Origin of the sequence: Curtobacterium sp. BH-2-1-1, assembly GCF_001806325.1 — a bacterium.
GTDB lineage: Bacteria > Actinomycetota > Actinomycetes > Actinomycetales > Microbacteriaceae > Curtobacterium.
The window spans coordinates 2,528,876-2,542,161 of sequence record NZ_CP017580.1; the positions used below are offsets into that span (position 1 = coordinate 2,528,876).

The following is a 13,286-nucleotide window of genomic DNA, read 5'->3' on the forward strand; positions in this document are numbered from 1 at the left end:
GTGCCTAGGGTGGCGAGGTGAGCACTCCCCGCGTGTACGTCATCCACGAGAACCCCGAGTGGTTCCCGCCGCTCGCCGCTGCCTTCGAGGCCGAGGGGGTCCCCGTCGAGGAGATCCTCCTCACCGAGGGACAGATCGACCTCGCAGCCGACCCCGAACCGGGCGTGTACTGGTCGCGGATGTCGGCGAGCTCCCACACGCGCGGGCACGAGCACTCGAAGGAGTACACCCGCGCGGTCCTCGGCTGGCTCGAGCGGGCCGGTCGACCGGTCGTCGGCGGCAGCCACGTCCTCGAGCTCGAGGTCTCGAAGGTCGCCCAGCACGGACTGCTCCGGAACGCCGGGTTCGACGTGCCCCGCACCACGGCCGTCTTCGGGCGCACGACGCTCAAGCAGGCGGCCCACGACTTCACCGGCGGCCAGGACGTGCCGTTCATCACGAAGCACAACCAGGGCGGCAAGGGCCTCGGCGTCCGCCGGTTCGACTCGCTCGCCGAGTTCGACGCCTACGTCGACAGCCCGGAGTTCGAGGAGCCCGTCGACGGCATCACCCTGCTGCAGGAGTACCTCACGGCCCGCGAGCCGTTCATCACACGCGTCGAGTTCGTCGGCGGCGAGTTCGTCTACGCCGTCCGCGTCGACACGAGCGCCGGCAGCTTCGAGCTGTGCCCGGCCGACGCCTGCGAGGTCCCGCAGGTCATCGCCGGTGCGGTCTGCGACGTCCCCGGCACCGAGGCCGCCGGGGCACCCCCGGCGTTCAGCGTCCGCACGGAGGTCACCGCCGAACACCCGCTCGTCCAGCAGCTCCGCGGGTTCCTCGCGGAGCAGCGGATCCAGATCGCGGGCGTCGAGTTCATGGAGACGACGGACGGTCGCACGGTCGTCTACGACATCAACACGAACACGAACTACAACCCCGCCGTCGAGGAGACCGCGCCGGCCTCCGGCCCGCGCTCCATCGCGCGGTACCTCGGTGGCCTGCTGGAGACGCAGTACGCGGCGCAGCTCACGGCCTGAGAACGCAAGATCCACCGGACTGGAGGCGCGGTGCGGGCCCGCCCCGCGCCTCCAGTCCGACCCTCCCCACCTCCCCAAGGAACTCACCCCGTGCGATTCGGATACTGGACCCCGCTCTTCGGCGGCTGGCTGCGCAACGTCGACAACGAGAACATGCCGGTCACCTTCGACTACGTGAAGCGGTTGGCGCAGCGCGCCGAGCGGATCGGCTTCGACCTGACGCTCGTGCCGGAGCTCAACCTCAACGACATCAAGGGCACGGCCGCGCCCTCGCTGGAGGCCTGGTCGCTCGCCGCGGCCATCGCGGCGACGACCGAGCGCCTCGAGATCATGGCGGCGATGCGTCCCGGGTACCACCTGCCCGCGGTGACGGCGAAGCAGGCCGCGACGATCGACGACATCTCGTGCGGCCGGTTCACGTTCAACGTGGTGAGCGCGTGGTGGGCGGAAGAGGCCAAGCAGTACGGCGGCATCTTCTCGGAGCACGACGACCGGTACAAGCGCACGGCGGAGTTCGTCGAGATCATGAAGGGGCTCTGGCGGGAGACGCCGTACTCCTTCCACGGCGAGTACTACGACATCGAGAACAGCCACCTCGAGCCGAAGCCCCGGGTCACCCCGCGCATCTACGCCGGCGGCGAGAGCGAGGCCGGCAAGGCGGCGATCACCGGGTACGCCGACGCCTACGTGACCCACGGCGGCACCGTCGAGGAGCTCCGGACGAAGATCGCCGAGATGAAGGAACGCCGTGTCGACGCGGGGCTGCCGCCGTTCGAGGCGTTCGGCATGGCCGCCTACGTCATCGTCCGCGAGACGGAGCAGGAGGCGCAGGCCGAGCTCGCCCGGATCACCGACGTGCAGCACGGGCACGCGTACGAGTCGTACCAGGACTTCATCTCGAAGTCGCAGCTCGAGCACGTGCCGTCGCTCGAGGACTACTCGGTGTCGAACCGTGGGCTCCGCCCCGGGTTCGTGGGGACGCCGGAGCAGGTGGCCGCGCGGATCCGCGAGTTCGAGGACGCCGGGGTGGACACGCTGCTGCTGCAGTTCTCGCCGCAGCTCGAGGAGATGGACCGGTTCGGCGAGCAGGTCATCCCGCTCGTCCGGCCGTCCGTGGCCGCGCCGTCCGGGGCGGTCGTCTGATGGGCGACGCTTCCGACGGCACCGAGGCCGGCTGGGCCTTCGAGACCCGGCAGATCCGTGCCGGCTTCCGGGCGGACCCCGGGTTCGGTGCCAACGTACCGCCGATCGCGCAGAGCGCCGCGTTCGTGTACCCGTCGGGTGAGGACGCGGCCGACCGGTTCATGCTCAACGCGCCGGGTCACACGTACTCGCGGGTGAACAACCCGTCGGCGGCGGCGCTCGAGCGGCGCATCGCCGACCTCGAGGGCGGTGTCGGCGCCCTCGCGCTCGCGTCCGGGCAGGCCGCGACCTCGCTCGCCGTCCTCGGCCTGGCCCGCGCCGGAGACCACATCGTGTCGAGCGCGTCGCTCTACGGCGCGACCTACACGCTCTTCGCCTCCACCCTGGGCGACCTCGGCATCGCGTTCACGTTCGTGCAGGACCCGACGGACCTCGACGAGTGGGCGGCGGCGGTCCGTCCGGAGACGAAGGCGTTCTTCGGCGAGTCGATCCCGAACCCGCGCGGCGACGTCCTCGACTTCGCGGGGGTGGCCGGTGTCGCGCACGAGCACGGCGTGCCGCTCATCGTCGACAACACCATCGCCACGCCGTACCTCGTCCGGCCGATCGAGCACGGTGCGGACATCGTCGTGCACTCGGCGACGAAGTACCTCGCCGGGCACGGCAGCGCCATCGCCGGGCTCATCGTCGACAGCGGGAACTTCGACTGGGCGGCGCACGCCGAGCGGTACCCGCAGCTCGCCACGACCGAGCAGTCCGGGTTCGCGAACACGAACTTCGCGGCGAAGTTCGGGCGGCGCGCCTTCATCCAGCGCACCCGGTCGAAGCTCTCCGCCGACCTCGGGCCGGCGATCGCACCCTTCAACGCCTTCCTCGTGCTGCAGGGCATCCAGACCCTGTCGCTCAGGATGGACCGGCACGTGTCGAACGCGGCCGCGGTGGCGACGTGGCTCGACGCGCACGACCAGGTGCTCGGCGTGCACTACGCCGGGCTGCCGTCGTCGCCGTGGCACGAACTCGCCCAGCGGTACGTGCCGGCGGGTCCGTCGGCGGTGCTCGCGTTCGACCTCGACGGCGGGGTCGACGCCGGGCGGCGGTTCGTCGCGGCGCTCGAGCTGTTCGACCACGTGTCGAACATCGGTGACGTGCGCTCGCTCGTCGTGCACCCGGCGTCGACGACCCATGTGCAGATGACCTCGGCGGAGCGGGCGGCCGCGGGGGTCGGGGACGGGCTGATCCGGCTGTCCATCGGACTCGAGCACGTGGACGACATCCTCGCGGACCTCGCGCGCGGCTTCGCGGCTGCGTCGGGATAGGTTGGGGGCATGACCACGCTGGCCGCACCGACCCGTGTGCGGACGCGCGCCCCCGGGAAGATCAACGTCTACCTGTCGGTGGGGGCCCTGCAGGACGACGGGTACCACGACGTGGCGACGGCGTACCAGGCGGTCTCGTTGTACGAGGACGTCTCGGCCGAGCCGGCGGACGACTTCTCGGTGACCTTCACCGGGCCGATCGACACCCGGTCGGTCCCGGTCGACGAGTCGAACCTCGCGATCCGGGCCGCGCGCCTCGTGGCCGACGCAGCCGGGTACCGCGGGGGCGTCCGGCTCACCATCGACAAGCAGGTCCCGGTCGCCGGTGGGATGGGCGGTGGATCGGCCGACGCCGCAGCGACCCTGCTCGCCGTCGACACGCTGTGGGGGACCGCGCTCGGGCGTGAGGAACTGCTGCGTCTCGCCGCGCAGCTCGGCGCCGACGTGCCCTTCGCCTTCGCCGGCGGGACCGCGGTCGGGACCGGGCGCGGCGACGAGCTGAGCCCGGCGCTGGCCAAGGGCGAGTTCCACTGGGTGCTCGCCCTGAGCGACGCCGGCCTCTCGACGCCCGCCGTGTACCGGGCGCTCGACGAGCACCGTGAGCGGTACCGTGCGGACATCGCGCCGGCACCCACCACGCCCGTGGTCGAGGCGAACGTGCTGCAGGCCCTCCGCGCCGGCGATCCCGACCTGCTCGCGGATTGCCTGCACAACGACCTGCAGGCCCCGGCGATGCGCCTCCAGCCCGCGCTCGCGACGACGCTCGAGATCGGGGAGAAGGCCGGTGCCCTCGCCGGACTGGTGTCGGGCAGCGGGCCGACGGTGGCGTTCCTCGTCGCCGACCGCGATGCCGCGCTCGAGGTGCAGGTCGAGCTCAGCGCCGCCGGCATGGTCGCGGTGCGTGCCGCCGGACCGGTGCACGGCGCCCGCGTCCTGCACTGACAGCGAGCCCCGTCGGCCGGTCAGTTCCGGACGTACTCCGTGATGACGACCGTGCCGGTCTTCCAGTGCTCCTTGGCGGTGAAACCGTGCTCCGCGAGCACCGCGGCGGTCTCCGGCTCGATGTTGCGCGCCTTCACCGTCCCGCCGACGAACCAGACCGTGTCGATGTCGCCCAGGCGGCTCGGGATCGTCGTCTCGAGGTCCCCGGTCTGGTTCCACAGGACGCCGGACTCGGCTCCGACCTTGCGCACGCCGAGGTCCGTCATGCCCGCGAACGCCGACGGGTAGGAGACGCGGATGACGTCGGCGGTGGTGCCGGGGTGCCCGTAGACGCTGCCGAACACGACACCCTCGTCGGCGTCGGCGCGGTTGGTGCTCCGCTCGGCGGCGATGATCGAGGCGGCACGGGCCCAGGTCGAGTCCTGCTTCGCGAGCGGCTCCTTCACGGCCACGGCCGTCGGCACCGACAGCACGAGGACGGCGGCCACGGCGGCGGCGAGCAGTGCCTTCGGCCGGACCAGCGTCAGGGCGAGGGCGATGAGCAGCGCGACGAACGGCAGGCTGAGGGTCGCGTACTTCGGGGAGTACAGGTGCTTCCCCATCGCCGTGGCGAACACGAGCGCGGCCGTCGGGATGACGACGAGCGGCACGGCGACGCGGACCGCCTGCGCGCGGACGAGGGACCGGACCGTGGCGGAGCGCCGGTGCGCCTCGACGAGGGCGAACACCGTGCCGACGAGCATGAGCGCCCACGCGCCCGCGGCGTACACGTCGACGCCGCCGAACCACGCCGTGGCGAACACCTGCACGCCCGTGCGTTCGCCGATGCCGGCGATCCACGCGACCTGCTTCGACTGCGAGGCGACCTCGACGACGAGCGGAGATACGGCCACGGCGGCGAAGGCGGCTGCGACGGCCCAGCGGACCAGGACCCCGCGCGTCACGAGCGCCCGACCCAGGTCGTGGCCGCGACGGGACACCGTGGCGCGACGGACGGCCGCGCGGCGGGCGACCAGCGTCCACAGCAGGGTCACGGCGTGCGCGACGACTGCGAGCGAGAGGTAGACGTTGAAGGTCACCGAGACGAGTGCGAGTGCTCCGTAGGCCGCCCACCAGTGCAGGCTGCGACCCGTCCGGGTGCGGCGGACCGCGGTCAGGCCGACGAGGGTGAGGCAGACGGCCAGGGTCGTGATCGTGGCGTACGGCCGACCTTCGGACCCGGCCCACTGCACGCGGGGCAGCGCGAGGAACACGAGCCCGGCGGTGATGCCGAGGCGAAGTCCGCCGAGCCGGCGCCCGAGCGCGACGAGGAGCCCCGCGGCCACGCCGATGGCCAGGGCGCTCGGGAACCGCAGCGTGAACGGTGTGTACCCGACGAGCCAGAACCAGACGTGCATCAGCGAGTAGTAGAGCCCGTGCACGGCGTCGACGCTGTGCAGCTCGGCCCAGAGCTGCGGCCAGGTCCGCTGGGCGCTCGTGACCGTCGCGGCCTCGTCGTACCAGAGCGACGGGACCCAGGCGAAGGCGGCGCAGACGATCACGCCGAACGCGCCGACCGTCAGCTCGGGCGTGCGGACGACGGCGGTGCCGATGCTCGACACGAGGCCGCGGAACCAGGAGCGGGAGCGGGCACGGACCGGCGCGATCCCCGACGTTCGGGGGATGCTGATGGTGCCGGTCCGTGGTGCAGTCACGGTGAGGACGGTATCCGCGGCGGCTGGGCAGGTGCCCGGCGTCCCCGCAGCCCAGACTGAGAGTTCCACATACCGGTATCGTGCGGAGGACCATGACGAAGCTCCGCATCCGCGACGCCGCGCGGTACCTCGGCGTCAGCGACGACACCGTCCGGCGGTTGGTCGACGCCGGGACCTTCACGCGGGAGACCGACCCCTCCGGACGGACCGTCGTGGACGGGCGGGAGCTCGCGGCGCACATCCGCGGCACCGGCGGGCAGCTCGACGACCCGTCGGGGACGAAGAGCTCGGCGCGCAACCGGTTCGTCGGGATCGTCACCGACCTCGTGGTCGACGGCGTGATGGCGCAGGTGGAGCTGCAGAGCGGCCCGCACCGGGTCGTGTCGCTCATGAGCGCCGAGGCCGTCCGCGACCTCGGGCTCGAGGTCGGGACGGTCGCCGTCGCATCGGTCAAGGCGACGATGGTGTCGGTCGAGGTGCCGGCGGAACCGACCGACGCATGACCGACGACCGGCACCCGAGCGACGACCGCCGTCGGTTGCTGTCCCGCACCGCGGCGCTCCAGGGCGCGGGGGACCGGGCCGTCCGGGCGCTGTCCGAGGCGAGCGTCCTCGTCGTCGGTGCCGGTGGCCTCGGCGCGCCCGTGCTCACGTACCTGGCCGGGTCGGGACTCCGCCGCGTCACCATCGTCGACCACGACGTCGTCGACACGTCCAACCTGGCACGGCAGACGCTCTTCGCCGCGGCGGACGTCGGCCGACCCAAGGCCGAGTGCGCGGCCGAGCGGGTGCGGGGCGTCGACCCGGAGCTCGAGGTCGTCGCACTCGCCGAGCCGTTCCACGCCGACCACGTGGCGGGCCACGACGTGGTCGTCGACGCCGCGGACAGCGTCGAGGTCACCCGGGCGATCTCGGACGCCTGCTCCACGGCCGGGGTCCCGTTCGTGTGGGGCACGGTCCTCGGCACCGACGGGCAGGTGTCGGTGTTCCACGACGCCGAGCCGGAGCCGATCGACTTCCACGACCTGCACCCGGACGCCCTGCCGGACGAGGGGTCCTGCGCGCTCGACGGCGTGCTGCCCGCGCTGTGCGGCGCCGTCGGCTCGGTGATGGCGGCCCAGGTGACCGCGCTCGTCGCCGGCATCGGGGAGCCGTTGACCGGTCGGGTGCTCACGGTCGACGCCCGGCGGTGGCGCTGGACCGAGAGCACGCTGCGACGTGGCCCGGGCTCCCGGCGTCCGGTCCCCTCGGTGGACGAGGCCCCGCCCCGGATCGCCCCGGCGGCACTCGCCGCCCGACTCGACCGGACCACCGGCGGCAGCGGCGGACCCGTCCTCGTCGACGTCCGCACCCCGGCCGAACGCGCCACCGGGATCGTCGCCGGCAGCATCCCGCCGGACGACCTCGCCGCGGACGACGACCGACCCGTCGTCGTGGTGTGCGCCAGTGGCGTCCGCGCGACCGCCTGGGCACGCGCAGCCCGTGCCGCAGGCCGTGACGCGACGGTCCTCGACGGGGGCATCCAGGCCTGGGACCGAGAGGGCCTGCCGACGATCCGGCCCACGGCGACCGCAGATGCGGATACGATCGAGCGATGACGACGCACGTGCGGAACGCCGCCCTCCTGATCGCCGCGACCGCCCTCGTCGCCGTCGGCCTCGCCGGCTGCAGGACGGCCGACACGGCTGGCACGGCTGGCACGGCTGGCACGGCTGGCACGGCCGGCACGACGGACGCCACCGCCCCGAGCACCAGCGCGAGCAGCACGGCCGCGGCCCCGACCGGGAAGATCACCGTCTTCGCCGCGGCGTCGCTCCAGAAGACGTTCACGACCCTCGGTGAGCAGTACGAGGCCGCCCACCCGGGGAACACGATCACCTTCTCGTTCGCCGGCTCGAGCGACCTCGTCACGCAGATCCAGAACGGCGCCCCCGCCGACGTCTTCGCGTCCGCCGACGAGGCGAACATGGACAAGCTCGTGAAGACCGACATCGCCGCCGGTTCGCCGCGGGACTTCGCCACGAACGTCCTCGAGATCGCCGTGGCTCCCGGCAACCCGAAGGGGATCAAGGACCTCGACGACCTGACCGCCTCGGACGTGCAGCTCGTCACCTGCGCCACCCCGGTGCCGTGCGGTGCCGCGACCGCGAAGGTCGAGCAGGCCACCGGTGTCGACCTGCAGCCGGTCAGCGAGGAGCAGTCGGTGACCGACGTCCTCGGCAAGGTCGAGTCCGGCCAGGCGGACGCGGGACTCGTCTACGTGACCGACGTCGAGGGTGCCGGCGGCAAGGTCGACGGCGTCCGGTTCGACGCGGCGTCGAAGGCCGTCAACACCTACCCGATCGGTGTCCTGAAGGACGCGTCGAACCCCGACCTCGCGGCGGCGTTCACGGCGTACGTGCGTTCCGACGCCGGCCAGAAGGTGCTCGCCGACGCCGGCTTCGGAGCCCCCTGAGCCGTGCCCGACCACACTGACCGAACACCCCGGGCGAGCCCGTCCGTCCGCACCCCGGTGCCGTGGTGGCTGCCGGTCCCGGCGGTCCTCGGCGGCCTGTTCGTGGTGGTCCCGGTCCTGGCGATGGTCGGCCGCGTCGACTGGGGGTCGTTCGGCGCACTCGTCACGTCGCCCGCGTCGCTCACCGCCCTCGGACTGAGTCTCGGGACCGCTGCCGCCGCGACGGGCATCGCCTTCGTGCTCGGCTACCCGCTCGCCGTCCTGTTCGCCCGGTCCACGTCGCGGTGGATCGGGGCCGCACGCGCCCTGGTCCTGCTGCCGCTCGTGCTGCCGCCGGTCGTCGGGGGACTGGCCCTCCTCGCGGCGTTCGGTCGGCTCGGCGTCGTCGGGGCGTGGCTCGACGACCACGGTCTCCGGATCGCCTTCACCACGGCCGCGGTCGTGATCGCGCAGACCTTCGTCGCGATGCCGTTCCTGGTGTCCTCGATCGAGGGTGCGCTGCGCGTCGGGGGCGACCGGTTCGAGCGGGTCGCCGCGACGCTCGGTGCGTCCCCGACCCGGACGTTCCTGACGGTGACGACACCGCGGGTGCTCCCGGGCATCCTGGCCGGCCTCGTCCTCTGCTTCGCCCGTGCCCTCGGGGAGTTCGGCGCGACCCTCACGTTCGCCGGCAGCCTGCAGGGCGTCACCCGGACGCTGCCCCTCGAGATCTACCTGCAGCGCGAGATCGACCCGGACACCGCGGTCGCGCTGGCGCTCGTGCTGGTCGTCGTCGCGCTCGTGGTCATCGGCGCCTCCGCGCTCCGCACCCGGACGGCACTCGCATGAGCCGCGAGCGTCCGGCGCACAGCGGCCTCCGCGCCCACGTCGTCGTCCCCGACCGTGGCGTCGACGTCCACCTCGACGTCGCACCGGACGAGTGCGTCGCGCTGGTCGGGCCGAACGGCGCGGGCAAGTCCACGGTCGTCGAGGCCCTCGCCGGACTGCTGCGCATCCGGTCCGGATCGGTCCTGCTCGGCGACCGCGACCTCACGGGCGTCCGAGCGCACCGCCGCGGGGTCGGGCTCGTCGCCCAGCGCGCGGACCTCTTCCCCCACCTGTCGGTCGCTCGCAACGTCGGCTACGGACCGCGCGCGGCCGGTTCCGGGGGCCAGGAGGCGCGGCTCCGCTCCGACGCGGCCCTCGCCGCCGTCGGCGTGGCCGGTCTGGCGGACCGCGCACCGGGGACGCTCTCGGGAGGGCAGGCCCAGCGCGTGGCGATCGCCCGGGCCCTCGCCACCGAGCCGGCGCTCCTGCTGCTCGACGAGCCCACCTCGGCGCTCGACGTCGACGCCCGGGCCGAGGTCCGCTCCGCCCTCGGGACCGCCCGGACCGGTCGACCGACGGTCCTCGTCACGCACGACCCGCTCGAGGCCGTCACCCTCGCGGACCGCATCGTCGTGCTCGAGGGCGGCCGGGTCGCCGAGCAGGGACCGACCGCCGTCGTCCTCGGGCGTCCGACCAGCGCGTTCGCGGCGTCCTTCTCGGGCCTGACGCTCCTGCGCGGCACCGCCACCCGGGGTGGGATCGCCCTCGACGACGGGGGTGCGCTCGCGTCGTCGACCGGCACCGCGCCTCCTGGCTCGTCCGCCCTCGCCGTCTACCACCCGACGGCCGCCGTCGTGACGCGCGACGGTGCCGGGCCGGGGCGCCGGGTGACCGGACTCGAACCGCGGGACGGGCTCGTCCGGGTGCGGGCCGGTGACCTCGTGGCGGACGTCACGGTCGCGGTGGCTGCGGCGCTGGCGCTCGCGCCGGGGGATGCCGTGCGGATCGCGGTCCCGGCGGACGAACTGGCGGTCTACCGGCCGGACGGACCCACGCCGGACTGAGCCGGACTCGGCCGCAGGGCTCAGCTGCCGGACTCGGCCGCCGGGCTCAGCCGCCGCAGTCGGCTGCCGGGCTCAGTCGCCGGGCTCAGCCGCCGGCGAAGGGCGGCATGACGTCGACGACCGCCACGCCGTCGAGCCCGGTCGCCCGGTCGCGGGTCGTCACCCCGTCGACGAGGTACGAGCAGCGCTCCTGCAGTGCCCGCCACCGATCGGGGTCGTCCGCCGTCACCGACCGCAGGGCCTCGTCGAGCGTCGCTGCCTGCACCGCGACGTCGTCCACGCCCACCGCTGCCCGGGCCGCGGCGAAGAACCGGATCGTCGTCACCGTCATCCGCCGATCGCGCTCATGCCCCGGGTGGGGTGCACCAGGTCGTCGCTGTCGTCGCCGTGGTCGCGGGGCTTCGCCCACATCGCCAGGCGCCAGAGCTCGGCGACCTCGTCGTCGGAGGCACCCTGGCGCATCGGGCCGAGCACGTCGGTCTCGTCGTCCGAGAAGAGGCAGCTGCGGACGTTGCCGTCGGCCGTCAGACGGGTGCGGGTGCAGTCGGCGCAGAACGACTCGGTGATGCTCGCGATGATGCCGATCGTGCCGAGCTCCGCACCGACGCCGCCGTCGGCCGTCCCCGCGAGCACCCGGAAGCGCTCCGCCGGGGCGCCGTCGCGGGGCGCCTCGTCCGGCACCAGGGCGAAGGACTCGGACAGCATCGCCCGGGTCTCGGCCGCGGTCACCATCGACGTGCGGTCCCAGGCGTGGTCGGGGTCGAGCGGCATCTGCTCGATGAACCGGAGCTCGTAGCCGCGGTCGAGGCACCACCGCATGAGGTCCGGCGCCAGGTGGTCGTTCACGCCGCGCAGCAGCACCGCATTGACCTTGATCGCGAGCCCCGCTGCCCGCGCGGCCTCGAGCCCGGCGATGACCTTGTCGAGGAACGGGCGCCGGGTGACGGTGGTGAAGACGTCCGGGTCGACGGTGTCGAGCGACACGTTCACGCGTCGGAGGCCGGCGTCGTACAGGGCGGCTGCGCGGTGGGCGAGCCCGATCGCGTTCGTGGTGAGCGACAGCTCCGGGGCGTCGGGGAGCGCGGCGCACCGGGCGATCACGTCGACGAGGTCGTGGCGGAGCATCGGCTCACCGCCGGTGAAGCGGACCTTGCGCACGCCGAAGCGGTCGGTCGCGAGCCGGACGAGCCGCTCGATCTCGGCCGCGGTCATGAGTGCGTCGTCAGGGGCGAACGGCAGCCCGGCCGCCGGCATGCAGTACGTGCAGCGGAGGTTGCAGCGCTCGGTGAGCGACACGCGCAGGTCGACCGCGCGCCGCCCGAACCGGTCGAGCAGGCCGCCGGTGGAGCCGAGCATGGTCGCGGGTGCCATGAGCGTCAGCGTACGGGGTCGGCGGGTCCTCCACCTGATGACATCGCGAGCGCTCGTTCCCGGAAGGCGAGCCGGCGCCCCCAGCGCTCCCAGTCGGACCGCCGGGTGCGCACCAGCGTGACGACGATGACCACGGCGACCGCGGCGGCGAGCCACCAGCGGTACGCGTCCGCCGACGGCCAGACGCCGCGCAGGGCGATGGCGAGCCCGATCGACAGCCACTCCCAGCGGCCGGAGAGCACCACGAAGGGGATGAGGAGCAGCGCGTACCAGGGGTAGCGCGGGCTCACCGCGAGGAACGTCACGCCGATGAGGAGGACCTCGCCGGACCACGGCCGCGCGGGGTCGGACAGCCGCCACGCCACGAACGCCGCCAGCAGGACGAGCAGTCCGACCACGAGCGTCGCCGCGTCGCCGTGGAAGACGAGCGAGACCAGGGCGAACCGGGAGCCGTCCTCGTAGCCCTCTTCCGACAGGTACCCGGGCAGGTAGCCGAGGACGTCGAGGCCCGTCGTCAGCACGTACGGCACGTAGAGCAGCCCGAACACCGCGATGCCGACCGGGATCGCCCACCAGTTCCGCCACCGACCGAGCAGTGGCGGGTACACGAGCGCGGGGATGAGCTTCGTCGCGGTCGCGGCGCCGAGGGCGATCCCGCCCCAGATCGGGCGGCCGAAGGCGACGAGCACGGCGCCGGCGGTGGCCAGGGCCGCGCCGAGGGCGTCGACGTGCGAGTTGGTGACGGCCTCGGACGCGACGAGCGGGGACCACGCCCACAGTGCGGCCCACCACGTCGGTCGTCCGAGCTTGCGGAGCACGACGACCAGGCCCACGGTGACGCCGAGCGACAGGAGCAGCCCCGCGACCTGGAACGGCATGTACTGCGCGGTGGCCGGCACGAACGCCCGCACCGCCGCGAACCAGAGCTGGGCCATCGGCGGGTAGATCGTCACGACGTCCGGGCGGTTGATCGCGACGCAGTGCCCGTCCGCGCCGTCGCCGAGGCCGCGGAACCGGGGTTCGAGGGGCTTGCACGTGCCGTCGACCTTGTCGGGGAAGAGCCAGTCGGGGCGCAGACCGGACAACGCGGTCGACTGCGGCGTGTGCGCGTACGGCGAGATCCCGGCGTGCTGCACGATGCCGTCCCAGGCGTAGCGAGCAGAGTCGGTGCTGGTGTTCGGCGGCCCGGCGATGGCGGCGAGCCCGACCACCAGGCCACCGCCGACCACGAGCCACGTCATCCACTTCGCCGGGACGAACCGCAGCGCGAGCACCGCGAGCGCGAACACCGTCCAAGCGATCAGGGTCCACGCAACGAATGGGGAACGATGACCGGACCGGAGGAACCCCAGATGCGTGACGCCGAAGGCGATGACGCCCGACAGAGCGAGCACGCCGAGCACGGCCAGCACGGTCGGCAGGAGTCGGCCGGGGCGAAGTCGTTCACTCATGGTGCGACGAGGCTATCCATGGTCCGCG

At 73.3% G+C, this 13,286-nt stretch carries 13 protein-coding genes; 9 read left to right on the top strand and 4 right to left on the bottom strand.

What is annotated here, in order from left to right; genetic code table 11:
• Positions 1–17 precede the first annotated feature (17 nt).
• The 4 genes from BJK06_RS12110 (at position 18) to BJK06_RS12125 (ending at position 4,417) form a co-directional block, all read left to right on the top strand.
• Positions 18–1,016, top strand: a complete 999-nt coding sequence (locus tag BJK06_RS12110) for a RimK family alpha-L-glutamate ligase (RefSeq protein WP_070418106.1) — start codon at positions 18–20, stop codon at positions 1,014–1,016.
• Between the two features lie 90 nt (positions 1,017–1,106).
• Positions 1,107–2,159, top strand: coding sequence for an LLM class flavin-dependent oxidoreductase (locus tag BJK06_RS12115; RefSeq protein WP_070418107.1), 1,053 nt, complete (start codon positions 1,107–1,109; stop codon positions 2,157–2,159).
• Positions 2,159–3,475 carry an O-acetylhomoserine aminocarboxypropyltransferase/cysteine synthase family protein gene (locus BJK06_RS12120; protein WP_070418108.1) on the top strand — a complete coding sequence of 439 codons (1,317 nt, stop codon included), beginning with the start codon at positions 2,159–2,161 and terminating at the stop codon, positions 3,473–3,475. The genes BJK06_RS12115 and BJK06_RS12120 overlap by 1 nt, the downstream gene beginning before the upstream one ends.
• Before the next feature lie 9 nt (positions 3,476–3,484).
• A complete protein-coding gene (locus tag BJK06_RS12125; RefSeq protein WP_070418109.1) occupies positions 3,485–4,417 on the top strand; it encodes a 4-(cytidine 5'-diphospho)-2-C-methyl-D-erythritol kinase in 933 nt (310 codons plus the stop codon).
• Positions 4,418–4,437: 20 nt separating this feature from the next.
• Here the strand turns inward: BJK06_RS12125 and BJK06_RS12130 are convergent, their stop codons facing one another.
• Positions 4,438–6,111 carry a hypothetical protein gene (locus tag BJK06_RS12130; protein WP_070418110.1) on the bottom strand — a complete coding sequence of 558 codons (1,674 nt, stop codon included), beginning with the start codon at positions 6,109–6,111 and terminating at the stop codon, positions 4,438–4,440.
• Between the two features lie 92 nt (positions 6,112–6,203).
• Here BJK06_RS12130 and BJK06_RS12135 point away from each other — a divergent pair, with 92 nt between their 5' ends.
• Genes BJK06_RS12135 through BJK06_RS12155 form a run of 5 tightly spaced genes read left to right on the top strand, consistent with a single transcriptional unit; the run spans position 6,204 to position 10,436 of the window.
• Positions 6,204–6,614, top strand: a complete 411-nt coding sequence (locus BJK06_RS12135; RefSeq protein ID WP_070418111.1) for a molybdopterin-binding protein — start codon at positions 6,204–6,206, stop codon at positions 6,612–6,614.
• Positions 6,611–7,708 carry a ThiF family adenylyltransferase gene (locus tag BJK06_RS12140; RefSeq protein WP_070418112.1) on the top strand — a complete coding sequence of 366 codons (1,098 nt, stop codon included), beginning with the start codon at positions 6,611–6,613 and terminating at the stop codon, positions 7,706–7,708. Before BJK06_RS12135 ends, BJK06_RS12140 begins: the two co-directional genes overlap by 4 nt.
• Positions 7,705–8,565, top strand: a complete 861-nt coding sequence (modA, locus tag BJK06_RS12145) for a molybdate ABC transporter substrate-binding protein (RefSeq protein ID WP_070418113.1) — start codon at positions 7,705–7,707, stop codon at positions 8,563–8,565. Before BJK06_RS12140 ends, modA begins: the two co-directional genes overlap by 4 nt.
• A gap of 3 nt (positions 8,566–8,568) precedes the next feature.
• Entirely contained in the window at positions 8,569–9,393 is an 825-nt protein-coding gene (locus tag BJK06_RS12150; RefSeq protein WP_070418114.1) for an ABC transporter permease, read from the top strand.
• Positions 9,390–10,436 carry an ABC transporter ATP-binding protein gene (locus BJK06_RS12155; protein WP_070418115.1) on the top strand — a complete coding sequence of 349 codons (1,047 nt, stop codon included), beginning with the start codon at positions 9,390–9,392 and terminating at the stop codon, positions 10,434–10,436. The genes BJK06_RS12150 and BJK06_RS12155 overlap by 4 nt, the downstream gene beginning before the upstream one ends.
• A gap of 85 nt (positions 10,437–10,521) precedes the next feature.
• Here BJK06_RS12155 and BJK06_RS12160 read toward each other — a convergent pair whose 3' ends face one another.
• From BJK06_RS12160 to BJK06_RS12170, 3 genes are read right to left on the bottom strand one after another with little or no spacing between them, the layout of a single operon-like run.
• Complete coding sequence (locus BJK06_RS12160) at positions 10,522–10,767, bottom strand: MoaD/ThiS family protein (protein ID WP_070418116.1); 246 nt, start codon at positions 10,765–10,767, stop codon at positions 10,522–10,524.
• A complete protein-coding gene (moaA, locus tag BJK06_RS12165) occupies positions 10,764–11,807 on the bottom strand; it encodes a GTP 3',8-cyclase MoaA (RefSeq protein WP_070418117.1) in 1,044 nt (347 codons plus the stop codon). The genes BJK06_RS12160 and moaA overlap by 4 nt, the downstream gene beginning before the upstream one ends.
• Before the next feature lie 5 nt (positions 11,808–11,812).
• A complete protein-coding gene (locus BJK06_RS12170) occupies positions 11,813–13,258 on the bottom strand; it encodes a glycosyltransferase family 87 protein (protein WP_083295222.1) in 1,446 nt (481 codons plus the stop codon).
• Between the last annotated feature and the right edge of the window lie 28 nt (positions 13,259–13,286).